Genomic DNA, 24,127 nt, shown 5'->3' on the forward strand with positions numbered 1-24,127 from the left:
GTGGAAAGCTGTAAGAAAACGCTGGCTTAGTTTGGCGCTAGGCGCTTTGATCGGCTGGTAGGGTGGGCTGGTACTCGAAGCTGGGGCCGGCCGTGGTCGGGCTGCCGGGCTTGATAACGACCTGCATCATGCCAATGGCCTGGGTTTTCAGGGTAAACATGGCCCCGATAGCGCCCTGAATGGCAGCCGGCGTGCCGTTGAAGGTCTGGTGGAGCGCCTGCAACAGCCCGGTGTAGGAATAGTTGAACGTGTCGCAGTCGTTGCGGGCCAGCGTACCGGGGGCATACTGCGCCGCTTTCGGATTGGTAACGACCGGGTACACGCCCGCCGGATCGAAGGCAATGGCCGGACCGCTGTAGCTGTAGCCGTCGTCGAACGGCTCCGCGTCCTCGGCCCCGACCGGCACCGCCGCCGTAGTCGGCACCAGCTGGCGGCCGTGGTAGATTTCGGCAAACCGGTAGTAGTGCGCCAGCTCGGTGGGCGAAGCCTGGGGCGAGGTAGTCGTGCCCTCTCCTTGTTCCACAATCAGGTCGATGGCGGCCACGGCTTGGGCCAGGTTGGTTACGGGGGTAATGCCCATGTAGGTGGCGCTTACCTGCCGTGAGGTGTCGCCGGTAAAAATGCCTTCACCGTTGGCTATCAGGGCTTCCCGTATCTTTTCGTAAAACTGCCCGATCGTAAGCGGCGGCGCGGCCGCAGCCCGCAGGCCCACCACCGGATAGTTCAGCGGGTCTTCCGGCTCCTCAATCACCATGAAGACGTTCTTCACCAGATCCAGGGAGAAGGGGGCCAGCGGCACGGTCAGCTGCGACTCGACGGTGCCGGGCAATGGTCCCGGGTACTGCGGAATGAAGTCGGGCGAGTCGATAACCGGGGCGCCCCCGATGGCATTGAGAATGTTGCAGGCCAAAGCCATGTGCGTCATTTCCTCAATCACGACCGACTGAATCAGCGCGGCAATAGCGTCGTTCTTGCCCTGGATCAGCGAGTACAGCGCGTACAGGTAGGGTGGGATGGTAGAGTGCTCCAGCTCGATGGCCTGCTGTAAAGCGGTGCGCAATGCGGCCGGATCGGTCAGATCCTGGGCCAGGGAAGATTTCAGAAGTAGCATAGGACACGGGAAAAGATTCGGAAAAAGGAACAGGACAGCCGTTAGTGGTTCACCAGGCCCATGCGGCGCGACAGGGCAGCGGTTTTGCCGCCTTGCATGGCTTTCTTCGACGCCACCGCCAGGTCATCGGCGGTTGGGGCATCGGCGGGCACCGCTTTTTCCACCATATCTGCCGCCGCGGTGGCCCGGAAAGCCGATGGCGCAGTACCCAGCACGAGTTCCGGAGCTGCCAGCCAGCTGAGAATGGCCGTGCGTTTCGGCGTCGACAGGTCCCGCGTGACGGGCATCGTGTTGGAATCAGTGATGGGCAGCCCAAATGCCATTTGCAGCAGCCCGCGGTTGGCCCATACCGCGTCCACGTCCGCCAGGTCCAGGAAGCGCTTCATCACGGGGTACAGGTTGGCGTACTGCTGGAAAATCGGCTGTAGGCTGCCATACCAGCTTACCGGCTGGTCGGCCGTAAAGGCGCTCATGCCCAGAATACTGACGAAAGTATCGGGGCCAAATGGACACACGACAATGGTATTCTGCTCGTTTGGGGTGGGCGCGCCAATACCGTTCACCGTAGCCCGGATACCATAAAGCTGCCCGTCGATGTAGTCGCGCGGCGTCGCCAGGTTCTCTACCTTGATGGTGAGCGTGGCGGTGCCGTTGGCATCGGTGGTAACCGCGGGCGTAAACGTCATTGCCTGGCCGGCCTGGCCCAGTGGGGGGCCGTTCGGATCCAGCTGCGAGGCATCGTACTCCAGCGTTACTGCCGTTTGGGCCAGGGGCTTGCCGTACTGGGTGGCATACAGGCGGGCTTCGGCCGAGTTGCCACTGTCGATCCGGAAAACGTAGTCATCGGTGCGCACATACAGGCCCTGTAGGGTTTCGGTGGTTACGTTGTTGGCGTAATCCGGCGCCGTGCTGGCTTGCGCCACCTGTACTTGCAGACGGGTAGTAAGAACTTTGGCCAGCTCGGCATCGGTGAGGGGCCGGTCGGGCGGAAACACGAGGATGCCGCCGGTTTGCTCATACCAGGTGGGGGCCTGGTAGCCGTCGAAGGAGCCCAGCGGCAGTGTGCCTTGCGCATTGTCGGCGTCAGCCACCAGCGTTATCGTACCCTGGTCCAGCAGCGGGCCGCCGGGCTGGGTGGTCGGCAGCGCATTGCCCAGGTCGAGGTAGATGCGCCGGTCTTGCTCATCGACCCGGGCCACGCACGGCCCGATCTGGGGCGCAGCAATAGAAACGGAGGAATCGGTAGCAAACGCCTGAAAGCCGTACGGAATCAGCTGGCGACCCGGCACGAAGAAGCGCGGCTCGGCGGCCGTGGCTACCCCGATACTGCCCACGATGCGGCCCCGGGTGAAATTGGGGGTGCCAAAATTAGTATTGTAGCCGTCCACGTTAAACTTGATGGACAACAGCCCATCGGTGGCGGCGGCCTTGAGTGCCTGCAAAAAGGGCGACTTGGAAATATCGAACCATTCCAGATCCGTCAGGACCGATTGGTAGATGCTGCTCAGGCCCATGTCGCCGGCTTGGCCGCGGCCCGTGGCCCGCGGCCACAGGTCCTTGAAGCTGGCCGGCTCGTACTGGGCCCGTAGCAGGTCGTTGCCATCCTGGTCACAAATCCGCACCTCCAGGCCCCACACCCCGGACACGAGTTGCTGCTGTGGGTCCAAGTCCACGATTTTGGCGGGCGCGCGGCGGTTGGTATCCGCTATCAGGCAGGTAAAGATGCTGTCGGTGGCCGGTGCCGCCTCATCGGGCCCCAGCCAAGCCCCCGTAACGTTGCAGCCGTACAGCCGCCATTCAGCGCCGCCAGTGGGGTTCCACCAGCCATTAGGGTGTCCTTTCGTACCCAATTGCTGGTAGTTAGGCTTGAAGGTCGCATTGTTGAAATGCCTGACATCGTTGTTGACGGTGGAAGGCGCCGCTTGAAACTGACCGGCAAATGACAGGCGTAGCCCGCTGAGGTAGCTCATGGTTAGGTATGTTGGGGTAGAAAGAGTGACACGTAGCATGAACTTGCCAGCCAAGCAGCGGGCAAGGGCACAATAGGCTTGGGGAAGACAGCGGCCTGTCCCCGGTATAAGTCCAATTGTGCCTTTATATCAGGCAAAAAGGACCTGTGGATAATGATAGTAAAGCTACAGGTGACACCAGAGCCGAAAAAAGGAACTAATGCGTTATAATGTGACAGCTATATATATAAATCATTGCTGTTAATAGTGTTTCCTACTATATTATATTCTATTGACTTATAGTTGTTTATTAAATTGCTGTAGTTTTGAGTAAGCTTTATTTGTTTGTTTAATTATATAAAATGTGACAAAAGTAAAAAGTGTTGATGGTTGCTTAGCTGGGCGCAAGAGGCCCCGTCAGTTCAGAAATACGATTGCTCGACCCGCTTTCATCACCAGACTAGAGTATGCCTGCACCTTGGGCGAAGACCAAACACGAAAAAGCCGCTGCTGCACTTACTATGTGAGTGCAACAGCGGCTTTCGTGGCCGGAAAAAAGAGGTGCGTATTACGCAGCCGAGTCGAAGGGAGTGGCTATCTGGCCGTAGTTCAGGCCGTGGCGCTGGCAGGCTTCCTGCAGAATGGTTTTCTGCCAGGGGCGTAGCACCTGGTCGGCGCCCAGCTCGATGATGTCGGCTACGAGGCGGTTCGACAGCACCAGGTTGGCCACGTACACGTTGATATCAGCTGTGATGAGGCCTTTTAACTGGGTCAGGAGCTGCTCGCGGGCGTCGGCTTTGGCGGCTTTTTCCCCGCTGAGGCGGCGGCGGAAAGGAAAGCGGCGCTGCTCGCCCGTGGCGGCGGGCTCGGGCACCGGCACAAAGTTGTCGGGGGAGAGGGCGGCCAGCTGGTCGAGGTAGGGGGCGCGCTTCAGCTCGGGGTGCAGGCCCCGGGTGTTTTTCCAGTCGTTGGCGTCGCGTGGGGTGTCGCGCACCAGCTCCGAGAGCCGGTCGTTGGCAAACACCATGTAGGGCGGCTTGTCGAGCTGCCGGGCCACCTGGTCGCGCAGCATGTACAGGTCACGGAACAAGGGCAGCTCCCCGGGCAGGATGCGGTATTTGCCCGCAATGCGCAGGTAGGGCCGGTCGTCGCGGGTGTAGCGCACTTCCTCCAGGGTGGCGTTTTCCTGCGCGGCCCACTCGGCACGGCCCAGGGCCGCCAGCTTGGCCTGCAGGCGGTCGGCCAGCTCGAAGAGGTAGAGCACGTCGTTGGCCGCGTACACTTTCTGGGCTTCGGTGAGGGGGCGCTTCAGCCAGTTCGACTTCTGCTCGCCCTTATCGACTTCCAGCCCCAGCTCGGCCTGAATCAGGCGGCCCAGGGAGATGTTGTTGTCGGATTCGCCGAGCAGGGTGTACTGCACGCTGGTGTCCAGAATATTGCGCACGTGCACGCCGTAGAGCTCATCGAGCAGCAGAATATCCGACTTGCAGCTGTGGAATACCTTCTCGATGGCCGGCTCGCGCAGCAGCACCCAGATGGGCTCCAGCTCCTGGGCGGGGTTGGTCAGCGGAATCGGGTCAATCAGATACACTACCTGCCCGTCGAAGATCTGAATCAGCGCCAGGTTGCGGCCGTAGCGGTGGCGCATGTCGTCGAACTCCAGGTCGACGGCCAGGCGGGGGGCGGCTTGCAGGGCAGTAGCCGCTTGCTGCACGTCGGCTTCAGTAGTCAGGTAATGAATAGTAGGTGTAGACATTCAGGCAAAGAGAAAGACAACAAAGCCGCGGCCAGACGCCGGCCAGCGGCCATTGGGGTAAAGGTAGGCACGGCGGCCGGGCAAAACCAACCAGCCGGGTAATAGAGCAGCGGACAGCCGCTCAAGAGACATTCCAACGCCGAAAAACGCGGGCAAGGTACTGTTTTGTCCCGCATTCCGGCCCACGCGCTATTCGTCGTCGTCGTCCTCGTCGTGGTGGCTGAAATCCAGCTCCCGGGCCACGTGCAGGGCATCCTGCACAACTTCCGCCATCAGGTCTTTGGTATCCGCGTCGAGGGTGCGCTCAAAGAGGTTGAGCAGCAGCTCGCCGTCCTCGTTCACGTACAGGTTGGTGTAGAGCTTCTCGAACAGCTTGGCGTCCTTGGTAATCGTGGCGTCGATTTCGGCTACCGAGCGGGCCTTCAGAGCGCGGTGCATCACTTCCATCACCCGGCGGCTTTCCTCATGGTCGCCCAGGTCGGCCAGCAGCTTCAGCACCGACATGGCCACGGCCAGGCGCACCCGCTCGAAGCGGAAGGCAAGGTCGGCGGCCGGGGCCTGCTCGAACGTTTTATAGGCGGAAAGGTCGGCGGGGGTGAGGTATTGCGTGACTTCGGCCTCGGTGCGGAACGCTTCCCGCAGAAGCTGCTCGTACAAACTGCTGCTCATAAAGGTAAAAACTACTGGCGGGCCGCCGCCCCCGAAATGTGGAGCCACGGCCAAATTAATTGGCAGGATAAGGTTACGGCGTGTAACCTCCGGGCCCAAAGGTACGATTGCAGGGAATGGGAACCGGCTTCGGCGGCCGTGGGCGTCAACTTTACGCTCCGGCTTTGGTTTGTGGTCCGTACGCTGCTCCTGTTCACATCCACTTTACGCTTTTGCCGCACCGATGACACACAAGAAAAAATGGCTGGTTTTTGCCCCCTCCGGGCTGATGGTAATCGGGCTGGGTACCTGCCTGGTGCAGTGGGCTTCGGCCATGAAAGAGAACGGCGCGCCCACGGCGCAGTGGGTAGGGGCCGGCACGTTGGCCCTGGGCGTGTTCAACGCCGGCGTCAGCCTGTTTGGCCGGGGCGTGGCGGAAAATGTGCTCTACCAGATCCGGGAAAAGGACGCGGCCCCGGCGGAAGGCAACTAGCTCCGGCCCGAAAACCCGGCCGCAAGCCCCGAAGCGGCGAAATTAGCTACCGGATGCCTCTTCGGTCGTTACGTTTGGCGCTTCGGTCGTTACGGCTGAGGCTTCGGGTGCTACCGGCGACTCTTCGGGTGCTGCGCCCGGGGCTTCGGGTGCTACCGGCGCGGCTTGGGTTGGTACGGGCGCGGCTTCGGGTGCTACGGTTACGGCTTCGGGCGCGGCGGGCCGGGCTTCGCTCAGGCGTGGCCGGCCAGGCGCTGCTCCTCGCTTTCCTCCAGGTCGTTGAGCTCAATCTGGAGGGCTACCACCGAAATCTGGATTTCGTAGAGCGACATGCCCAGCGACACCAGCAGGGCCAGCAGGCTGCCGCCAAACACCAGCGCCCCGGCCGCGTTGAAGCCCGCGTAAATCAGGAACATGGCCAGCACGCAGCCCAGCATCGAGGCCACGCCCACGGCCTGCATGTTGCGCACCATTTCTACCCGCCGGCGCAGGTTGTGAATCTGCTGGATCAGGTGGGGGCTGTGGGTGGTTTTGTACTGGGTTTTGAGCGTGCGCACGATGTTGACCAGCGCCAGAAACCGGTTGGTGTAGGCCAGCAGCAGCAGCGACAAAGCCGGAAACAACAGCGCCGGCGTGGTAAGGGTAATTTCCATAGACAAGAAAGCTGGGGCGTTCCGGCCGGGGCGGCGGCTGTTTTTGGGGCAGCGGGCCGGGGGCCGACAGCCGAAAGTAGCCGCAGATTCAATAGGTTTGACCTCTTTGCCGGATTTTCCGCCGTTTCTCTTCCTTGCCGTTTGCCCATGCCCACGATTAAAGTACCGGCTCTGATCCGAGCCCTGTTGCTATTGCCCTGGCTGCTGTTGGCCGCGGCCCTGCCCGGCAAGGCCCAGACCGCCGCCCGCCTGCTGACGCCCGCGCAGTTTCTGGGCTATCCGCTGGGCAGCCGCTTTACGGCCCACGCCCAAGTGCTGAGCTACGTGCAGCAGGTGGTGCAACACTCGGGCGGGCGCATGCGGCTTCAGCCCTACGGCACCACCTACGAAGGCCGTCCGCTGGAAGTCGTGCAGATCGGGACGCCGGAAAACCTGGCCCGCCTCGACGACATCCGGCGCAACAACCTGCGGCTGGCGGGTCTGGAAAGCGGGGCCGTGCAGGGCCAGCAGCCGGCCATCGTGTGGCTCAGCTACAACATTCACGGCAACGAGGCCGTGTCGTCGGAGGCCGTGCTGGCGGTGCTCCACGACCTGGCCGACCCCGCCAATACGGCGGCGCAGCAGTGGCTGCAACACGTGGTGGTGCTCGTGGACCCCTGCGTGAACCCCGACGGGCGCGAGCGGTACGTGCAGTGGTACAACCGCAGCCGCAACCAGCAGCCCAACGCCTCGCTCTACGCCTGGGAGCACCACGAGCCCTGGCCCGGCGGCCGCTACAACCATTATTTCTTTGATCTGAACCGCGACTGGGCCTGGCAAACCCAGCAGGAAAGTCAGCAGCGGGTGGCGCTCTACAACCAGTGGCTGCCCCAGGTGCACGCCGACTTCCACGAAATGAGCCTCGACGACCCGTACTACTTTTCGCCGGCCGCCAAGCCGTTTCACGAAGACATTACGCCCTGGCAGCGCAGCTTCCAGAACGTCATCGGCGACTACAACCGCCGGGTGTTCGACCAGAACAACTGGCTGTATTTCACCCGCGAAACCTACGACCTGTTCTACCCCAGCTACGGCGACACTTACCCCAGCTTCAACGGGGCCATCGGCATGACCTACGAGCAGGGCGGATCGGGCCGGGCCGGCATCCGGGCCGCCAAGGCCGACGGCGACACCCTGACCCTGGCGCAGCGCATTGCCCACCACCACGCCGCCAGCCTGGCGACCATTCAGGCCGCCTCGGAGCGCCGTGCCGAGCTGGTGGCGGAGTTTCAGAAGTACTACACCGCCGCCCGCACCAAGCCCCGCGGCCAGTACAAAACCTACGTGCTCAGCAGCAGCGGCGACCCGGGCCAGCTGCGCGCCTTCACTACCTACCTCGACCGCCAGCAAATTCGCTACGGCTACGCGGGCCGGCAGCAGCGGGTGCGGGCGTTCAGCTATGGCACCGGCACCACCGAAAACGTGCAGCTCCAGCCCCAGGACGTGGTGGTGAGCATGTATCAGCCCAAATCGACGCTGGTAAAGGTGCTGTTTGAGCCCCGGCCCGCGCTGGAAGATTCCCTGACCTACGACATTACCGCCTGGGCTTTGCCCTACGCCTACGGGGTGCAAAGCTACGCGCTATGGTCGCGCCTGGACCCGCAGCCAAGCGCCAGTGGTAACAGTGCGCGGGCTACCCCGGAAGTGGGCAAAGAAACCGGTAAGCCCTACGCCTACGTGTCGCGGTGGAACAGCGTGCAGGATCTGCGGTTTCTGAGCCAATTGTTGCAGCAGCGCGTCAAGGTGCGGGTGGCACAGCGGGCTTTCGAGGCGGAAGGGCAGAAGTACCAGCCGGGTACCCTCATTATCACCCGCACCGGCAACGAAAGCCTCGGCCCGCGCTTCGACCAGCTGGTGCAAGCTCAGGCTGACTCGGCCGGCGTGCGGGTGCAGGCCGTGGGCTCGGGGTTTTCCACCAGCGGTGCCGACCTGGGCTCGGGCTACGTGCGGCCCGTAAGCCGGCCCAACGTGGCCGTGGTGGCCGGCGAAGGAGTGGCCCCGACGGCCTTTGGCGAGGTCTGGCACTTCTTCGAGCAGCAGCTGGGCTACCCCGTCACGGTGCTGGGCACCGACTACCTGCGCACGGTGCCGCTGCAGAAGTTCGACGTGCTGATCCTGCCCGACGGCGACTACACCGACATCTACCCCGAAAAAAGCCTGGACGCCCTGAAAGCCTGGGTGCGCGGCGGGGGCAAGCTCATTGCCCTGGAAGGCGCGGCGGGCTTTCTGGCCAACAAGAAGGATTTCCTGCTCAAAACCAAAGCCCCCGATACGACGAAAGCCAAGAACTCGTACCAGCTGCTGCGCCGCTACGCCGACGCCGAGCGCCAGCAAATCGGGGACCGGGTGCAGGGCAGCGTCTACCGTGTGCAGCTCGACAACTCCCACCCGCTGGCGTTTGGCTACGGCTCCACCTACTTCGCCCTGGTGCGCGACCCGCTCAACTACCGGTTTTTGCCCGAGGGCGGCTGGAACGTGGGCGTGTTGAAGCGCGACAACTACGCGGCCGGCTTTGTGGGCCGGGGCGCCCGTCGCAAGCTAACTGACACCTTCGTGCTGGGCACCCAGGAAATGGGCCGGGGCCAGGTGGTATACATGGCCGACAACCCGCTGTTTCGGGGCTTCTGGCAGGGCGGCAAGCTTCTGTTCGGCAACGCCCTGTTCCTGGTGGGGCAGTAAAACCCATATAAAAGCACAAAAAAAGCCCCCGTCATGGAAATGACGGGGGCTTTTTGCTCAATCACGCAATTGATTAATCAACTACGTCTTCCGCCTTGTTTTTCACGGCGGAGGCACCCTTCTTCACGGCGTGGCCGGTTTTCTGAGCACCTTTTTTCACTACGCTGCCGGTTTTCTTACCAGCGTACTTCACGTCTTCTTTGGTGTTGTAAGCAGCCTGGCCCGCCTTGGTGCGGCCCGAGCGGCTTTCTACCTTCACCGTGCCGTTGTCCCGAACTTCGGCCGTGGTTTTGGCGCCCGTCGAGTTGTCACGGATGGTGGTTTTATTGTCCTGGGCCTGCGCGGCGTACGAAAAGGCTACCATGCCCAGTAGCAGTGCTATCTTTTTCATGAGGAAAGTCGTTTGAAATAGGGTAATTCTAGGTCCTTATACGGGCTGGATAAAATAGGTTGTAGTTCGGCGTAAAGTCGAGCTTCAGGAAAAGGTTGAACCCTTCTTTATTGGCTAAGGGAGCAGCAGGGAACTGTCGCCGTAGCTGAGGAAACGGTAGTCGTGGGCCAGGGCGTGGTCGTAGATGCGGCGCCAGTCGGGGCCGATAAGTGCGGCGACGAGCAGCAGCAGGGTGCTTTCCGGCTGGTGGAAGTTAGTGACCAGGCCCTGCACCACCCGAAACGCGTAGCCGGGGGCAATCAGCAGCTGCGTCGTGGCCTGAATCGTGTCGGAGCCGGTGCGCTCCAGATAGTCGAGCAATGCCTGTAAGGCCTCGGGCATGGAAACTTCGGGGCCGCCTTCGTAGGGCTGCCACTGGGTTACCAGAAAGTCAGGGCTGCTGAGCGTGGGCTGCCGGGCCAGGCGGGCGCCCAGCCAGTAGAGGCTTTCCAGCGTGCGGAGGCTGGTGGTGCCCACGGCAATGATAGGGTGGGGGGCGTGGTGCAGCAGCTGGCGCAGCAGCGCGGCATTCACCGAAATCGGCTCGGCGTGCATGGGGTGGCCTTCCATCCGGTCGGCTTTCACGGGCTGAAACGTGCCGGCACCCACGTGCAAGGTCAGCTCGGCGGTGGCAATGCCCCGGCTCTTGAGTTCGGCGAATACTGCGTCGGAGAAGTGCAGGCCGGCCGTGGGCGCGGCTACGGCTCCCTCGTGGGCCGCGTACACGGTTTGGTAGCGCACGGCATCCACTTCCGTATCGGCCCGGTTCAGGTAGGGCGGCAGCGGCAAGTGGCCCGCCGCCCGCAGGATTTCGGCAAACGGCAGCTCGGCCGGCTGCCAGCTAAACTGAATCAGGGAGTAGCCCTCGGCCGTTTCGAGCCGCACGGCGCTGAGCACGGCGCTGTGCTCGTTCACGCTGAACTCGACCTGCACCGGCCCGGACTTCCAGCGTTTGCCGTTGCCCACCAGGCATTTCCAGACGCAGCCGCCGGTTTGCTGCATGGCCAGCTCCACCGAGCGGTGTGGCGCTACCGGCTCCAGGCAAAACAGCTCGACTACGCCGCCCGTGGGCTTCTGGCAAAACAGCCGGGCCCGCACCACCTTCGTGTTGTTGAACACCAGCAGCGCGTCGGCGGGCAGCTCCGCCGGCAGGTCGGTGAAGCGCTTGTCCTGCACCTGACCCCGGCGGTACACCAGCAGCTGCGACTGGTCCCGGTTGGGGAGGGGTTCGGGGGCAATGCGTCCGGCGGGAAGCTGGTAAGTGAAATCGTGGATGGAAAGCAGGCGCGGGTCGGGGAAAGCAGACATAGACCACAAAGGTAAGCGCCGACTGCGGGTTAATGCAGCGGCGCTGTACGAGTCGGACCCAAACCAGCTGCGGCTACGCTATTTCGCGCGCCGGAAAAACATCAGGTGCTGCTGGGGCAGGGTTTCCACGGTTTCGATAAACTCCAGGCCCACGGCCTTCATTTCCTTGCGGGCCTGCTCCACGCTCATCTTGTGAATGCGCTTAATGGGCACTTTGGTATCCTCGGCGCGGTATTCGGCCAGGGCCACGCGCCCGTTGGGCTTCAGCGCCGTCTTGATGGCGCGCATCATCTCCCGCGGGTGGTCAAACTCGTGGTAGGCATCCACAATCAGGGCCAGGTCGACGCTGTTGGCGGGCAGGTTGGGATTCTGCACCGTACCCAGCACGGGTTCCACGTTCGGGGCGTTGTTGCGGTCCTTGTTTTCCTGCAGGTAGGTTATCATTTCCGGCTGAATATCCACGGCCAGCACTTTGCCCTGCGGCACCAGCGGGCTCATCCGGAAAGAGAAGTAGCCGGTGCCGGCCCCGATGTCGGCCACCACGTCGGTGGGCTTCAGGCGCAGGGCTTTGAGCAGCACGTCGGTGCCCTCTTCCTGCTGCCGGCCCGAGCGTTCGAGCCAGTCGGCACCTTCGTGGCCCATGACGTGGGCAATCTGCCGACCCAGGTAGTAGCGGCTGATGCCGTTGGGGTCGGCCGGGGGGCGAATCTCGTAGCCGGTGGAGTCGGCCACCGGGGCCTGCCGGCGCTGTTCGCCGGCGGCGGCGGCGGTGCTTTCGGCCAGCGGCTGCGTGCAGGCCTGGGTCAGAACAATGCCCAGCACCCACGATGCCAGCGGTAAGGAAGAAGGAAGATTCATACGCACAGGTGCAAATAAACTCTGTTCGGGCAAACATCCATGCGCGTGGAAGGGTTCGTTCTGCCCTGCTACCCGTAACGCGGTATACGTCAGCTTATTTTATCCGGTCCGGTCTAGCGCTAGCCGGCGGCCCCGGAGTGCCGGCAGATAAAAATATAGCGTCCAAACGATAAAGTCGGGTCACTCTTTCTACTTTGGCCCGTAGAAAGCCTGTTTTCACCTTCTTTCATTCTTTCTCAACCCTATGAAACACGTATCCGGACTTCTACACAAGCTGACGGTAGTTGCTGCCGCTGTCGTTGCGCTCAGCAGCTGTAATCGGGCTGAATACGCCATGCTGCCCCAGACGTCTTCTTACCACGGCACCGAGCACCGGTCCGTTAGCATGAAGCCTGCGCCAGCCCCCGAAACGGCCGCTGCTCCGGCCGTGGTGGCTCCGGAAGCCCCGGCTGTAGCTGCTCAGCCAGCCCCCGCTACCCCAGCCGCCCCCGCCGCTCGCGCGGCGGCTCCGGCTACTACCGCTGCCGTGGCTACGCCGGCCCCCGCCGCCCGCAAGCTGAATCTGGTAGAGCGCGCCCTGGTAAGCAAAGTAGCCAAGCAGGCCGATAAGCTGGCCCGCAAAGCCCAGGTGAAAAAGCACAGCGAAACGGCCAGCGCCAACAAGCTCAGCGGCAACCTGCGCACGGGTATCATCCTGATTCTGGTCGGGTTGCTGATATCGTTGCTGAGCCCTATCAGCGGTATCTTTGGCCTGATCGGTGGTATTCTGGCCATCATCGGTATCGTCCTCATCATCCTGTACCTGCTCGACGAAATCTAGAAGAGCCTTCTTCGGTTTTCATTTGCTCAAGTACAAAAAAGCCCCACCCAGACATCTGGATGGGGCTTTTTTGTACTTGGTAAGGCCTGGAGTTACATGGGGTCCACGTCGGCTACGAGGCGGGCCTGCTTGAATTCCTTCTGGTCTTTTACCACGTTCATGGCTTCCAGTATCTGGGCCTTGGCGTGCTTGAGGACGGTGTGTTCCCGGTCGAGTTTGATGGTGATTTCCTGTAGGTAGAAGTTGCGAATCCGGAAAATGTAGGGGGCCTCGGGGCCCAGCACGGCCTCGCGCCCCAGGCGGAACACCAGTTCCTGGGTCAGCAGAATAGCGGCCTGCTCGGCCACCAGCTGATCCACGTGCTTTACCGTGAGCCGGATGACGCGCATGAAGGGCGGAAAGCCGTACTCGCGCCGCTGAGTTATTTCGTACTCGTAGAATTCGAGGTAGTCGTTGCGGATTACCTTGTCGAAAATCACCTGGGCCGGGTCGGCCGTCTGGATGATGACTTTGCCCTTCTTGCCCTTGCGCCCCGCCCGGCCACTCACCTGCACAAACATCTGGAACGCCCGCTCGTGGGCCCGGAAGTCGGGGTAGTGGATGATGCTGTCGGCGTTGATGATGCCCACCAGGCTCACGTTGGCGAAGTCCAGGCCCTTGGTCACCATCTGGGTGCCCACCAGCACGTTGGTCGTCTGCTGCTCGAAGTCGGCAATAATCTGCTGGTAGGAATTCTTGGCCCGGGTCGTGTCCAGGTCCATGCGCTGCACGTTTGCCTGCGGCAGCATGATCTTGAGGTCGTCCTCAATCTTCTCGGTGCCGAAGCCCACGGTTTTCAGGTTGCGCGAGCCGCAGGCGGGGCACTCCACCGGCATCCGGTCGTGGAAGCCGCAGTAGTGGCAGCGCAGCTCGTGGGCGTGCTTGTGGTAGGAGAGGCTCACGGCGCAGTTCTTACACTTCGGAATCCAGCCGCAGTCGAGGCAGGAAATGAAGGGCGAATAGCCGCGGCGGTTCTGAAACAGAATCACCTGCTCCTTCAGGCCCAGCTTCCGCTCAATCTCGCTGAGCAGTTCGGGGGTGAAGTGGTTGAGCATCTTCTTGGCCTCGCGCTGCTTGCGGGTGTCCACCAGCTCGATTTCGGGCAGACCGGCTTCGCCAAACCGCTTGCTGAGCGTGACCAGGCCCCAGCGCCCGGCCCGGGTCTGGTAGTAGGTTTCCACGGCCGGCGTGGCCGAGCCCAGCAGGGTTTTGGCCCCCTGGAAGTTGGCCATCATCAGGGCTACTTCGCGGGCGTTGTAGCGCGGCGAAGGGTCGTACTGCTTGTAGCTCGATTCGTGCTCCTCGTCCACGATGATGAGCGAAACGTTGTCGAAAGGCAGAAACACGGCCGAGCGCACGCCCACCACCACCTGGAAGCGGCCCGAGAGCACGCCATTCCACACTTCTACCCGCTCGTTGTCCGAGAACTTGGAGTGGTACACGCCCAGCCGGGTGCCGAACACGCGCATCAGGCGGGTGACAATCTGGGCCGTGAGGGCAATTTCGGGCAGCAGGTACAGCACCTGCCCGCCGCCTTCCAGCGCCTTGCGGATCAGCTCAATGTAGATTTCGGTTTTGCCCGCGCCCGTTACGCCGTGCAGCAACACGATGTCCTTTTCGCCGAACTGCCGGAGCACCTCGTCGTGGGCGGCCTGCTGGGCTTCGCTCAGCGTGAACGGCATCTTGGCCTCCGGCGAATCATCCAGCGGAAAGCGCGACACAATCACGTCGAACTGCTCCAGCACGCCGTTTTTGATCAGCGTATTCACCGCCGAAGGGGAGAGGTGGGGGCTGCTGGTCAGAGCCGCCTTTTCCATGCCCTGGTGGTTGCTATGCACGTTCTGGTACACCGGCACCCGCTGCAGGTAGCGCATCAGCACGTCGAGCTGCTTGGGCTTGCTGGCCATCTTGGCAAACAGCTCCTCCAGCACGTTTTCCTCTACAAAGTGGTGGGCCAGGCGCACTTTCTTCACCACTTTAGGCGAATACTTGTCGGCCAGGTGCTCAAACAGAAAGATGACGTCCTTCTGAATCAAGGATTTGATAACCTTGTGAAAGTTGGCGTTGCCGAGCAGGTCGCCCACCTCCGTAAACGTCAGCGCCTTGCCATCCTCGGAGCTGAGCACGGCCACGATTTTCTCTTCCTGCTCGCTGAGCGGGTAAGGGTTGTTTTCGGGCTCGAAGGCCGGGTGCAGCTGAATGCGCGACTCCGAGCTGAGCTTCAGGGCGGAAGGCAACGCGGCATTGATAACCTCGCCCAGGGTGCACATGTAGTAGTCGGCCATCCAGCGAAACAGCTTCAGCTGGGCCTGGGTCACTACGGGCGCGTCGTCGATAAACTCCAGGATATACTTGGCCTGGTACTGGGCTGGCGGCGTTTCGTGCACGGCGGCCACGATGCAGCTGAGCGTTTTCTTGGCCCCGAACTGCACAATCACGCGGCCCCCGATGACGACCTCGTCGTTCATCTCGTAGGGCACGCGGTAGGTATACAGCTTGGGCAGCGGCAGGGGCAGAATCACGTCCACGAACAGCGTGACGCGGTCGGCACCGGCGGCTTCCGGCTGGGCAAAGTCAAAGGAAAGGCTCAACGGACAGATCAGCTAACAACAGGACCGCAAAGGTAAGCCGAATTGCGGGCCGCAGGTTTCCCGGCCCAAACCATTTCCGCTTATCTGGGTCAGGACCAACGGATAAAAGTTGGTATCCAATACCAATTGACTACTGGCCGTGAATTGCAGCTCCGGCAGCCGCTGGTGCCACCTAGAGCCTACAGTTCCGGCCAGAAATGCAAAACCCGGCCACCAGGGCCGGGTTTTGGGTTATGATGCCGGGGGCGTTTCGTCGGCCGCCGGTTTTTTGCGGGGTGGCCGGCTGCGCTTCTTCGGGGCAGCTTTGGGCTCTTCCGCGGCGGGTGCCGTTTCCGGAGCCGGGGTGGGCACGGGGGCAGCAGCTTTGGGCGTGGCCTTTGCGCGGGGGGCGGCTTTTGCCCGGCTTCGTTTCTTGGGCTCGGGCTGGGCGGCTTCCGGTACGGCTTGCGGCGCTACCTCGTCCACCGAAACCGCAACGACGGGTGCTGTTTCTGCTTCCGGCGCAGCTGCCACCGGCGTGGCTGCCACTGGCGCAGCAGAAACGACTTCTGCCGGTACCGTAGCAGCTACTTCCACCGGGGCTATAGTGTCTGTCGGTACTGCTTCCACAGCTGGCGCTTCAGCTTCTGGAATAGGCTCGGCATACAGCGGAGCGGGCTTGCGGCGGGAGCTACGGGGCGGAGTGGTAATAATCCGGTCTTTCGTCGCCCGGGGCTTTTTCTCGGCCGGCTGCCGTGCCGCTTTGGTCCGGGTATACGGTTCGCGCTTCGGCTTCGGAGCTTGTTCCGACTCGGGTTCGTCCATTGGTTGTAGCCAGTCAACGTTCGGAGCGGCAACTGCAGCCCTGGGAACGGGGCGCGGCGTGGCTACCGGCGCGACCGGAACACTAGGAACCTCAATTTCCGGCGTGGTCACGGCCACTGGGGCCGGGGCCGGCTCTTCGAGCTGCACTGCCGCTTCGGGCGCCACGGGCTCAGCTGCTACCGGTGCTTCTTCCGCCGCCGGTGCGGCCACCTCTTCCTGCGTGGTAACGCTGCCGGCGGCTTCGGCTAGCTGCTGGGCATACAGCTGAGCCGCCTTCTTACGGGCCGTCCGCTTGGCGCCACCCCGGCTGCGGCGCTTCTTTTTAGGAAATGCCGGAGCTTCGGCGGCCAGCTCGTTGCCTTCGGGCTCGTCGTCGGCCGTTTCTTCTTCCTGATCTTCGTCCTCCTCGACTACTAACGGCGCTGCCGGCAAAGGCGCTGGGGTGCTGACGCGCGGCGCGGTAATGACAGGCGCCGCCTCGGCTTCTGCCCGACGTAGCGGCTGCTGCACCTCCCCGATATCAATGCGTTCCTCATCGTCGTCGGGCTCCGGTTCGGGTACTGCCTGCGGCTTGGGCAGGGGCAGCTCCGCCAGTTGCCGCTCTACTTCCGCTATTTCGGCCCGGATATCGGCTTGCCCAGCCAGCCGGTGCAGGCGGCCCAGGGTAGCTTCCAGAAACTCGCGGTGCTCCGGCGCCTCCGGATACAGCGGCCGGTGGCCCAGCGCCTGCCGCACCGACTCCCATTCCTTGCGGAAGCGCCCGAAAGCCGGGTCGAAGTACGTGCGGGTAAACCGTTCCCAGATGTAGTTCTCCGCCGTTTCGGACGGATGCAGCATGTCGGCCGCGTAGAAGCGGTAGTCGCGCAAATCGTCCAGCAGCAGCTCGTAGGCCGGAAAGTACGATACGTCGGGCAGCAGCTCGCTCAGGTAGTGGCAGGCCACGCGCAGCACCGACTTGCTGACCGAGTTCAGCGGCAGCGTATCTTTCAGGTGGCGCACCGGGCTTACCGTCAGAATAAAGCGCAGCTTGGGGTTGGCCCGCCGCAGGTAGGCGTGGGTTTCCGCCACGGCGTTGATAATCTCGTCGGGCGTCAGCAGCACTTTCTCGAACCGGTCGGCGGGCACCTTGTGACAGTTGTTCACCACCTCGTCGGTTTCCAGCAGCCGGTAGGCGTAGGCCGTGCCCAGCGTCAGGACCACCACGTCGGTTTGGGCCAGAAATGCGCCAACTTCCTGCAGCAGGCCCTGAATGCGCTGCAGCAAGGTCACGGGCGAATCGGCCCCGATGGTGGCGTGGAGGTCGTAGCTCTGCCAGCGGCCCCGGGCTTCCACCAGGTGCTGCTGCCAGTCCATGTCTTCGCCGGCGGCCGCGCGAAGCAGCTGGCACGCCGACAAAGGGTTGAATACGGTGCCAAACGGGTTGACCAGGGTCGATACCTTAGCCGCCGCCAGACGGCTCCCGATGGTATCCGAAAAGCAGGAGCCTACGGTCAGCACCCGGGTCGAGAGCGGCAGTTGGTGCGGGTGCGGCGTAAGCGGTAATTCAGTACGAAACATTCTTTAGATATAAGGCCTGACAACGGCCAACGAACAGGCAACCTACTCAACTCTGTTCTCTCAGCCAAAACGAGCCCCCGCGAAAAGTGCGGCGCAAGGGCCGGGAAAGCGGGCCGCCGGGCAGGCGGCACCTTTTGTCTTCCCACCGGTAAAGGTATACACCTCTCACCAAGAAGACGTTTCCCTTTTTCGATCTGTTCGGAACAGACCGGCGCTACCGGCTATAAAATTCCGGCTAGCAAATAGCAAAAAAGCCTGACTACCGCGGTAGTCAGGCTTTTCTTGTATCGAAGCGGCAGTAGCTTACTCAGCTACTACGTTGAAGCGCACCTGGTGCTTCACTTCTTTGTGCAGGTTGATGGTAGCCGTGTACTCACCAGCCGACGCAGGCTCCTGGTCGAAGGAGATACGCTTGCGGTCTACGTCTACGCCCTTGGCTTTCAGAGCCTCGGCCAGCTGCAGGGTGGTCACGCGGCCGAAAATCTTGCCGGTTTCGCCCACTTTGGCTTTGATTTCGAAAGCGGCATCCCCGATTTTGTCGGCAATGGCCTGCGCGTCACCTTTGATCTTGTCGGCTTTGTGAGCAGCCTGACGTACGTTCTCGGCAACGATCTTCTTGTTGGTCTTGTCGGCCAGCATGGCCAGACCCTGCGGCAGCAGGTAGTTACGGCCGTAGCCAGGCTTTACAGTAACGATGTCGTTCTTGTAGCCCAGGTTCTTTACGTCGTCTTTCAGAATTACTTCCATGTCAGTCTCTGTAAGAAAGGTTTACTTCAACGAATCGGTTACGTAGGGCATCAAGGCCAAGTGACGGGCTTTGGCCACGGCTTGGGCAATTTTGCGCTGGAATTTCAGGCTGGTGCCGGTGATACGACGGGGCAGAATGCGGCCCTGCTCGTTCACGAACTTCAGCAGGAAGTTCGGGTCTTTGTAGTCCACGTATTTAATGCCGTTCTTCTTGAAGCGGCAGTATTTCTTACGGGTATCCTGCTTGTGGATTTTCTCGTTGGCTAGGCTCATGGTCTTACTGGGCTACGGCTTCCGATTGTTTTTGGGCCTTCTGCTGGTTCATCTCGCCATTGCGACGACGCTGGCTGTAAGCCACCGCGTGCTTGTCGAGAACGGTCGTCAGGAAGCGGATGACACGCTCGTCGCGGCGGAACGCCAGCTCGAGTACGTCAACGATGTTACCTGAGCCAGTGAACTCCACCAGGAAATAGTATCCGGTGTTTTTCTTCTGGATGGGGTAAGCCAACTTCTTGAGGCCCCAGTTTTCGGAGTGGATAATGTCGGCGCTATTTTCCTTAAGCACCTGCGAGAACTTCTCGATCGTCTCTTGCACCTGCGTCTCGTTCAGCACGGGAGTCAGGATGAAGACCGTCTCGTAATTTCTTACTTCCATTAGACGGGATGAAAAAATTAAATGAAAAAATGAATCAGGGCGCAAAGATACTATTTATCCGGGGTTATACTCAAAGCCGGCTATAAATTTCTGTTTATCCGCGAAATAACTGCTTGAGTTAGAAGCAAAGCCAAACCTTTGAAGCTAAGACAAGTTAGCAGTAGGAGTAGTATTAATCGGGGAGGGGACAAGGCTCATGGGTGGAGGATCATCGTGTATTCCTATTATATAAGGAGACGCGCTGAACGGTTTTTAGAATGATTCTAAGCAAGCTGCCAGGGGCGAAAATTAGCTCGGGCAGGTTTGCGGTCTGCGTTTCCCGACCTACATTTGTGGCCTTGAAGTACCCCTGCCTTTCTTTTCCCCAGTCACATTGTGCTATGAATAGCATCCGACTTCGTCCACTTTCCCACTTCTTTCTAGCGCTGTTTCTGACATTTGCTGCCGTGGGTAATTCCACCGCCCAGCAAGGAGCAGCAGCCCCGGTTGCCACTGCACCGGAAGCTAGCAAGGATGGCGTGACGCCCGGCTCTACTGCCGCCGCCGCCCCAGCCGCCGCTGCGGGTGCTACCACTGGTGATGCCGCCGCTATTAGCGCCGGTGCCGCCCTCTTCACCCAGAACTGCGCCCAGTGCCACGCCATCAATGACGTGGTCGTGGGTCCCGCCCTGCGTGATATTACCAAGCGCCGGCCGGTTTCCTGGTTGATTCCGTGGATCAAGAACTCCAGCAAAGTTGTTGCCAGCGGCGACGAGTACGCGGTGAAGATCTTCAACCAGTACCAGAAGCAGCAGATGCCGAGCTTCCAGCTCTCCGACGCTGAAATCACCTCGATTATCTCTTACGTAACGGACGAGAGTGGCAAGGCTCCCGGTGGTGGTGTTTCGAAAGAAAACGTTGCTAAAACCGATGGTGACAACACCACTACGGCCGATGCCGGTGCCACTGCCAGCAGCAGCACGATGGATATCCTGCTGATTGTCTTGGTAGTAGTGCTGCTGGTGCTGGTGGTAACGCTGGTTATCATCGCCAACATCATGAAGGACGTGCTGCGCGGCCGTAAAGACCTCGATGGTCGCGACGTGGAGCAGCTGGAGTCGCGCTTCGACCTGGCCAAGATCTACCGCTCGCCTGTTGTGCGGGGCCTGGCCCTGGGCCTGTTTGCCCTGGTAGTACTGTATGAGTCGGTGCAGGGCGTGATGGCCATTGGCTTGTCGCAGGGCTACCAGCCTACCCAGCCCATTGCCTTCTCGCACAAGCTGCACGCCGGCGAAAACCAGATCAACTGCTCGTACTGCCACACGTCGGTGTACAAGAGCAAGAGCGCCAACATTCCTTCGGCCAACATCTGCATGAACTGCCACTCGCAGATCAAGACGGAGTCGCCCGAAATCAAGAAGATCTACCGCGCCATCGAGCGCAAGCAGCCGATTCAGTGGGTGCGGATCCACAACCTGCCCGACCTGGCGTACTTCAACCACTCGCAGCACACCCAGGTGGGCGGCATTGAGTGCCAGACCTGCCACGGTCCGATCCAGAACATGGAAGTGGTATACCAGTACTCGCCCCTGACCATGGGCTGGTGCATCAACTGCCACCGCGAAACTCCCCTCAACACGAAGGGCAACGGCTACTACTCGAACCTGGTGAAGCTCCACGACAAAGCCAACGGTGCTGCACCGTTCACGGTATCGTCGAACGGCGGCACGGAGTGCTCGAAGTGCCACTACTAGCATACTAGGTCTTAGGTGCCCGGAGCCCAGCAGCCGCTGCCTCCGGCGCGCCTAAGACCTGTTTTCTTCTTCAACACAAGCATACCAACTTAGAGACTTACCGGACCTGAATCCAAGTCGCTAAGTCCCTAAGACCCTAGTCCCCAAAAAACACGATGCAAGAGTCGCCTAAGTACTGGAAGGGAATTGAGGAACTGGAAAGCTCACCGGAGTTCGTAAAAGGCGCGTTCAGCGAGTTTGCGGATTTTCTGCCGGTGAAGGAATCCCACGGCTCTTCCGACGCCGCGGTAGCCCCGCGTCGCGACTTCCTCAAACTCATGGGCTTTGGTATTGCCGCTGCCACCTTGGCAAGCTGCGAAACCCCGGTCCGCAAGGCAATTCCCTACCTCAACAAGCCTGAAGAGGTTGATCCGGGTATTGCCAACTTTTACGCCTCCACCTATTTCACCGGCACCGACTACAACAGCGTGTTGGTGAAAACCCGTGAGGGCCGGCCCATCAAGCTGGAAGGCAACCCCGAGTCGCCTATCACCCGCGGTGGCCTGTCGGCCCGGGCGCAGGCTTCGGTTCTGGGCCTCTACGACAAAGGCCGTCTGCAGCACTTCGCCATCAAAGGCAAGAAAGCCGCTACCGACCAGGTTGACCAGGAGATTCGCACGAAGCTGGCCGGCGTTACCGGTCGTATTGCCATCGTGTCGCCGACCATCATCAGCCCCAGCACCAAGAAGGTAATTGCTGAGTTTGCCTCGCGTTACCCCAACACGGAGCACGTGATGTACGACGCCAACTCGCAGTCGGCATTGCTGCGGGCCAACGGCGGGGTGCTGCCTTCCTACGATTTCAGCAAAGCTGCCGTTATCGTAAGCCTGGGCGCCGATTTCCTCGGCACGTGGCTGTCGCCGGTTGAGTATGCTCGTCAGTATATCACCAACCGGAAAGTATCGGCCGACAAGAAGACCATGTCGCGCCACTTCCAGTTCGAAACGGCCCTGTCGCTGACCGGCTCCAACGCCGACGTCCGCGTACCGGTGAAGCCTTCCGAAATGGGTGCTGCTGCCCTGGCCCTGTACAATGGGGTAGTAGGCGGCGGTGCTGCTGGTTCGGCCCAACTCAAGAAAGCTGCTGCCGAGCTGAAAGCGGCCGGTAGCCGTGGCCTGGTCGTTTCGGGCTCGAACGACGTAGCGGTACAAACGCTGGTGGCCGCCATCAACCAGGCCCTCGGCAGCGCGGCTGTTGACGTGGCTAATCCGTCGATGCTGCGCCAGGGCGATGATGCCCGCATGCTGCGCTTGGTGAATGACATGAACGCCGGCACCGTTGGCGCGGTCATCTTCTACCACGCCAACCCCGCCTACGACCATCCGCTGGCGGAGAAAGTAAAATCGGGTATCGCCAAAGTGGCGCTGAGCATCTCGTTCAACGACCGCCTCGACGAAACCACCTCGCTGTGCTACTACGCCTGCCCCGACCACAACTTCCTGGAGTCGTGGAACGACTACGAGCCGAAACGTGGCTTCCTGAGCCTGAGCCAGCCGACCATTTCGCCGCTGTTTGCTACCCGCCAGGCCCAAGACAGCCTGTTGACCTGGGCTGGCAATCCGCAGAGCTACTACAACTACCTGCGCGCTTCGTGGCGCGGGCTGCTGGGCGGTAACTTCCAGGCCGGCTGGGACAAGGCCGTGCACGACGGTGTGGCTGTCGGCTCCCTGTCGCCGGCTCCGGCCGCCCAGGCGGCTCCCGCCATGAGCGCCGACCAGGCTATTGCCGCTATCAACTCGGCCCCCAAAGGCTCGGGTGTTGAATTGGCCCTCTACGAAAAAGTAGGCGTGGGCGTCGGCAACTGCGAAGCCAATAACCCTTGGCTGCAGGAATTGCCTGACCCGGTTTCGAAAGCCACCTGGGGCAACTACGTAGCCGTTCCGCGCGCTATGGCCGTAAAAAACGGCTGGGAGCAGGGCGACGTGGTGAAAGTAACCGCCAACGGTAAATCCATTGAGCTGCCCGTGCTGATTCAGCCCGGCCAGGCCAACGATACCGTGAGCATCGCCATTGGCTACGGCCGCGAAATGGCCGGCAAAGTAGGTGATAAAGTAGGCGCTAACGCTTACCCCTTGGCCGTAGTACGCGACAACGCGGTACTCTACGCCAACACCGTAACGCTGGAAAAAACGGGTGCCCAGTCGCCCATCGCCCAGACCCAGACCCACCACACCATCATGGACCGCAAGCCGGTGGTGCAGGAGTCGACGCTGGCCAAATACATTGAAAACCCCAAAGAGGTAACCGAGTACGACAAGATTGCTACGCCGGAAGGCCTAGAGAAACCCAACAAGGTTTCGCTGTGGCAGGACTACGAGTACAAGAACCACCACTGGGGGATGGTTATCGACCTCAACTCGTGCATTGGCTGCGGCTCGTGCGTGATTGGTTGCCAGGTTGAAAACAACGTTGCCGTAGTCGGTAAGCAGGAGGTAATCAACCGCCGCGAAATGCACTGGATGCGTATCGACCGCTACTACAGCTCGGACGCCAGCAAGGAGGATTTCGCCGAGAAAGGCAAGCTGGACACCTACGCGGCCATGGAAGATCCGTCGGAAAACCCTTCGGTGATTTTCCAGCCGATGCTCTGCCAGCACTGCAACCACGCTCCCTGCGAAACGGTGTGCCCCGTACTGGCTACCACTCACAGCTCGGAAGGTCTCAACCAGATGACCTACAACCGCTGCGTGGGTACCCGCTACTGCGCTAATAACTGCCCTTATAAGGTTCGCCGCTTTAACTGGTTCTCGTACTACTCCAACGAGAAGTTCGAAGACGTGAACGGCCACATGTTCACCGACCTGGGCCGCATGGTCCTGAACCCTGACGTAACCGTTCGGGCTCGGGGTGTGATGGAAAAGTGCTCGTTCTGCGTGCAGCGCATTCAGCTCGGTAAGCTGGAAGCCAAGAAGCAGAAGCGCCGTCCGAAGGATGGAGAAGTGGTAACCGCCTGCGCGCAGTCGTGCCCCACCCAAGCCATCGTATTCGGTGACATGCGTGACCCCGAGTCGCAGATCTCGAAGATCATGCGCCGCGAGGATGGCGAGCGGGGCTTCCACGTGCTGGATGCCATCAACGTGCAGCCTAACATCACGTATCTGACCAAGATCCGGAACACGGAAACTGAAGTTCGCAACGCTTAATCACAGGGTCAAGGATCTTAGGAACGTAGGGTAGGGGAGCTGTCCCGACCACTGGTTCAGAACAGACGAGAGACC

General features: G+C 61.1%; 18 protein-coding genes. 5 read left to right on the forward strand and 13 right to left on the reverse strand.

Annotated features, from left to right (window positions below; translation table 11 throughout):
* Window positions 1-37: 37 nt before the first annotated feature.
* The 4 genes from E5K00_RS18900 to E5K00_RS18915 all read right to left on the reverse strand — a co-directional run bounded on the left by E5K00_RS18900 (window position 38) and on the right by E5K00_RS18915 (window position 5,485).
* Window positions 38-1,111 carry a ferritin-like domain-containing protein gene (locus tag E5K00_RS18900; protein ID WP_135464833.1) on the reverse strand — a complete coding sequence of 358 codons (1,074 nt, stop codon included), beginning with the start codon at window positions 1,109-1,111 and terminating at the stop codon, window positions 38-40.
* A 41-nt stretch (window positions 1,112-1,152) separates the two neighbouring features.
* Window positions 1,153-3,081 (reverse strand): hypothetical protein, encoded by a 1,929-nt coding sequence (locus tag E5K00_RS18905; protein ID WP_135464834.1) that lies wholly within the window; start codon window positions 3,079-3,081, stop codon window positions 1,153-1,155.
* A 547-nt stretch (window positions 3,082-3,628) separates the two neighbouring features.
* Window positions 3,629-4,816, reverse strand: coding sequence for a ribonuclease D (locus tag E5K00_RS18910; protein ID WP_135464835.1), 1,188 nt, complete (start codon window positions 4,814-4,816; stop codon window positions 3,629-3,631).
* 189 nt (window positions 4,817-5,005) lie between these two features.
* Entirely contained in the window at window positions 5,006-5,485 is a 480-nt protein-coding gene (locus tag E5K00_RS18915) for a hypothetical protein (RefSeq protein ID WP_135464836.1), read from the reverse strand.
* A gap of 223 nt (window positions 5,486-5,708) precedes the next feature.
* Here E5K00_RS18915 and E5K00_RS18920 point away from each other — a divergent pair, with 223 nt between their 5' ends.
* Complete coding sequence (locus E5K00_RS18920) at window positions 5,709-5,957, forward strand: hypothetical protein (RefSeq protein WP_135464837.1); 249 nt, start codon at window positions 5,709-5,711, stop codon at window positions 5,955-5,957.
* Window positions 5,958-6,190: 233 nt separating this feature from the next.
* Here the strand turns inward: E5K00_RS18920 and E5K00_RS18925 are convergent, their stop codons facing one another.
* Window positions 6,191-6,610 carry a DUF2721 domain-containing protein gene (locus tag E5K00_RS18925; protein ID WP_135464838.1) on the reverse strand — a complete coding sequence of 140 codons (420 nt, stop codon included), beginning with the start codon at window positions 6,608-6,610 and terminating at the stop codon, window positions 6,191-6,193.
* Window positions 6,611-6,757: 147 nt separating this feature from the next.
* On the opposite strand from E5K00_RS18925, the gene E5K00_RS18930 reads away from it, so the two are divergent.
* Complete coding sequence (locus E5K00_RS18930) at window positions 6,758-9,328, forward strand: M14 family metallopeptidase (RefSeq protein WP_135464839.1); 2,571 nt, start codon at window positions 6,758-6,760, stop codon at window positions 9,326-9,328.
* Between the two features lie 73 nt (window positions 9,329-9,401).
* Here E5K00_RS18930 and E5K00_RS18935 read toward each other — a convergent pair whose 3' ends face one another.
* The 3 genes from E5K00_RS18935 to E5K00_RS18945 all read right to left on the reverse strand — a co-directional run bounded on the left by E5K00_RS18935 (window position 9,402) and on the right by E5K00_RS18945 (window position 11,924).
* Window positions 9,402-9,719, reverse strand: a complete 318-nt coding sequence (locus E5K00_RS18935) for a hypothetical protein (protein ID WP_135464840.1) — start codon at window positions 9,717-9,719, stop codon at window positions 9,402-9,404.
* 114 nt (window positions 9,720-9,833) lie between these two features.
* A complete protein-coding gene (locus E5K00_RS18940; RefSeq protein ID WP_135464841.1) occupies window positions 9,834-11,066 on the reverse strand; it encodes an S-adenosylmethionine:tRNA ribosyltransferase-isomerase in 1,233 nt (410 codons plus the stop codon).
* Window positions 11,067-11,144: 78 nt separating this feature from the next.
* Window positions 11,145-11,924: a class I SAM-dependent methyltransferase gene (locus tag E5K00_RS18945; RefSeq protein WP_135464842.1), complete on the reverse strand. Its 780-nt coding sequence runs from the start codon at window positions 11,922-11,924 to the stop codon at window positions 11,145-11,147.
* 244 nt (window positions 11,925-12,168) lie between these two features.
* Here E5K00_RS18945 and E5K00_RS18950 point away from each other — a divergent pair, with 244 nt between their 5' ends.
* The gene (locus E5K00_RS18950) at window positions 12,169-12,744 is read left to right on the forward strand and encodes a hypothetical protein (protein ID WP_135464843.1); all 576 of its coding nucleotides are present in this window, start codon (window positions 12,169-12,171) and stop codon (window positions 12,742-12,744) included.
* A gap of 92 nt (window positions 12,745-12,836) precedes the next feature.
* On the opposite strand, the gene priA is transcribed toward E5K00_RS18950, so the two are convergent.
* The 5 genes from priA to rpsF all read right to left on the reverse strand — a co-directional run bounded on the left by priA (window position 12,837) and on the right by rpsF (window position 19,137).
* Window positions 12,837-15,374 carry a replication restart helicase PriA gene (gene priA / locus E5K00_RS18955; protein WP_135464844.1) on the reverse strand — a complete coding sequence of 846 codons (2,538 nt, stop codon included), beginning with the start codon at window positions 15,372-15,374 and terminating at the stop codon, window positions 12,837-12,839.
* A 231-nt stretch (window positions 15,375-15,605) separates the two neighbouring features.
* Window positions 15,606-17,735: a GSCFA domain-containing protein gene (locus E5K00_RS23225; protein ID WP_135464845.1), complete on the reverse strand. Its 2,130-nt coding sequence runs from the start codon at window positions 17,733-17,735 to the stop codon at window positions 15,606-15,608.
* A gap of 303 nt (window positions 17,736-18,038) precedes the next feature.
* Entirely contained in the window at window positions 18,039-18,482 is a 444-nt protein-coding gene (gene rplI / locus E5K00_RS18965; RefSeq protein ID WP_100338886.1) for a 50S ribosomal protein L9, read from the reverse strand.
* 21 nt (window positions 18,483-18,503) lie between these two features.
* Window positions 18,504-18,755, reverse strand: a complete 252-nt coding sequence (rpsR, locus tag E5K00_RS18970; protein ID WP_100338887.1) for a 30S ribosomal protein S18 — start codon at window positions 18,753-18,755, stop codon at window positions 18,504-18,506.
* A gap of 4 nt (window positions 18,756-18,759) precedes the next feature.
* Entirely contained in the window at window positions 18,760-19,137 is a 378-nt protein-coding gene (rpsF, locus tag E5K00_RS18975; protein WP_135464846.1) for a 30S ribosomal protein S6, read from the reverse strand.
* A gap of 446 nt (window positions 19,138-19,583) precedes the next feature.
* On the opposite strand from rpsF, the gene E5K00_RS18980 reads away from it, so the two are divergent.
* Both E5K00_RS18980 and E5K00_RS18985 read left to right on the forward strand, forming a co-directional pair.
* Entirely contained in the window at window positions 19,584-20,870 is a 1,287-nt protein-coding gene (locus E5K00_RS18980; protein ID WP_245328344.1) for a c-type cytochrome, read from the forward strand.
* Between the two features lie 155 nt (window positions 20,871-21,025).
* Window positions 21,026-24,052 carry a TAT-variant-translocated molybdopterin oxidoreductase gene (locus tag E5K00_RS18985; RefSeq protein WP_135464848.1) on the forward strand — a complete coding sequence of 1,009 codons (3,027 nt, stop codon included), beginning with the start codon at window positions 21,026-21,028 and terminating at the stop codon, window positions 24,050-24,052.
* Window positions 24,053-24,127: the final 75 nt, after the last annotated feature.

This window comes from Hymenobacter aquaticus (assembly GCF_004765605.1).
Taxonomy (GTDB): Bacteria; Bacteroidota; Bacteroidia; order Cytophagales; family Hymenobacteraceae; genus Hymenobacter; species Hymenobacter aquaticus.

Bases quoted from the DNA above. Each gene is read 5' to 3' on its own strand.
- E5K00_RS18905 (WP_135464834.1), bottom strand. From the start codon at position 3,081: ATGAGCTACCTCAGCGGGCTACGCCTGTCATTTGCCGGTCAGTTTCAA.
- rpsF (WP_135464846.1), bottom strand. From the start codon at position 19,137: ATGGAAGTAAGAAATTACGAGACGGTCTTCATCCTGACTCCCGTGCTG.
- E5K00_RS18930 (WP_135464839.1), top strand. From the start codon at position 6,758: ATGCCCACGATTAAAGTACCGGCTCTGATCCGAGCCCTGTTGCTATTG.
- E5K00_RS18925 (WP_135464838.1), bottom strand. From the start codon at position 6,610: ATGGAAATTACCCTTACCACGCCGGCGCTGTTGTTTCCGGCTTTGTCG.
- E5K00_RS18910 (WP_135464835.1), bottom strand. From the start codon at position 4,816: ATGTCTACACCTACTATTCATTACCTGACTACTGAAGCCGACGTGCAG.
- E5K00_RS18945 (WP_135464842.1), bottom strand. From the start codon at position 11,924: ATGAATCTTCCTTCTTCCTTACCGCTGGCATCGTGGGTGCTGGGCATT.
- E5K00_RS18900 (WP_135464833.1), bottom strand. From the start codon at position 1,111: ATGCTACTTCTGAAATCTTCCCTGGCCCAGGATCTGACCGATCCGGCC.
- rpsR (WP_100338887.1), bottom strand. From the start codon at position 18,755: ATGAGCCTAGCCAACGAGAAAATCCACAAGCAGGATACCCGTAAGAAA.
- E5K00_RS18915 (WP_135464836.1), bottom strand. From the start codon at position 5,485: ATGAGCAGCAGTTTGTACGAGCAGCTTCTGCGGGAAGCGTTCCGCACC.
- E5K00_RS23225 (WP_135464845.1), bottom strand. From the start codon at position 17,735: ATGTTTCGTACTGAATTACCGCTTACGCCGCACCCGCACCAACTGCCG.
- E5K00_RS18950 (WP_135464843.1), top strand. From the start codon at position 12,169: ATGAAACACGTATCCGGACTTCTACACAAGCTGACGGTAGTTGCTGCC.
- E5K00_RS18920 (WP_135464837.1), top strand. From the start codon at position 5,709: ATGACACACAAGAAAAAATGGCTGGTTTTTGCCCCCTCCGGGCTGATG.
- rplI (WP_100338886.1), bottom strand. From the start codon at position 18,482: ATGGAAGTAATTCTGAAAGACGACGTAAAGAACCTGGGCTACAAGAAC.
- E5K00_RS18940 (WP_135464841.1), bottom strand. From the start codon at position 11,066: ATGTCTGCTTTCCCCGACCCGCGCCTGCTTTCCATCCACGATTTCACT.
- E5K00_RS18935 (WP_135464840.1), bottom strand. From the start codon at position 9,719: ATGAAAAAGATAGCACTGCTACTGGGCATGGTAGCCTTTTCGTACGCC.
- E5K00_RS18985 (WP_135464848.1), top strand. From the start codon at position 21,026: ATGCAAGAGTCGCCTAAGTACTGGAAGGGAATTGAGGAACTGGAAAGC.